This is a genomic window from Rahnella selenatireducens, assembly GCF_046449555.1.
Lineage (GTDB): Bacteria > Pseudomonadota > Gammaproteobacteria > Enterobacterales > Enterobacteriaceae > Rahnella > Rahnella selenatireducens.
The window spans coordinates 1-970 of sequence record NZ_JBKEZJ010000044.1 but is presented as its reverse complement, the minus strand read 5'-3'; the positions used below and the strand labels follow the sequence as shown (position 1 = coordinate 970).

The following is a 970-nucleotide window of genomic DNA, read 5'->3' as shown; positions in this document are numbered from 1 at the left end:
TCTGCCGGTTTAACAAGCAGATATTCCATTTTCAATATCCCATTTACCCGCTCCGCCAGCGCGTTCTGATAACAGTCATATCCGTCCGTCATTGAGCAGATCACGCCATGTCGCTCATGTAGCGCCTGATATTCCTTTGAACAGTACTGGATACCACGATCCGAGTGATGCACCAGCGGACATGTGCTGTGTCTGCTCGCCAGCGCCATTTTCAGCGCATTCGCCACATGATGGGTATGCAGACTTTCATGTACATGATACCCCACGATTTTCCTCGACCAGGCGTCGGTGACCAGGCTGATGTACGCCGTCCCGTTACGTAGGGGAAGGTACGTAATATCCGCGACCCATACTTGCTCCGGACGGCAGGCAATAACCTGCTTTTCTCCTGACTTCAACAAGTTAGGGTGACGATAAAAGCGATGATGGCTATTCGTCGTTTTGTGATACGCCCGTTTTGGCATGACCAGTAACCGCGAGCAACGCAGTATCTGGAACAGACGATCCCGACCAACGTGTAACGCCGGTTCTGGCTGCTGCCGCAACAAGTAATGCAATTTGCGTGTGCCCAACCGGGGCTGGTGCCGCCGAATGTCCATGATGTGTTCAACGACTTGTCGCGCCTGTCTTTCTCTTCCGCGCTCACGTTGTAAAGACTGATACCACGCCTGTCGGCTAATCCCTATGAACTGGCAAGCACGCGTTACTGTGAGTCCCGGCGTTTGTGCTTGCGCGATAAGGTGGCCAGCTGCTTTTTTGTTAGCGTGGCTCCGAACTCCGTGTTCATGACCTTCACGACGGCTTCGAAAAACTGCGCTTTAACTTCAGATTCAGCAAGTTGCTGTTCGAGTTCTTTAATTCTCTGCTCGGGAGTAAGAGGTAATTTTGGCATGTTGGCTCCGCACGTTCTTGCAGGAGAAGGAGGGTACCAGTCAAGTTGACCGTATTTTCGCAACCATTTCATGACGGT

1 pseudogene is annotated in these 970 nt (G+C 51.9%); it reads right to left on the bottom strand.

What is annotated here, in order from left to right:
* Nucleotides 1-970 (bottom strand): annotated as a pseudogene (locus ACLBVC_RS24730) (IS3 family transposase); the annotation flags it as partial.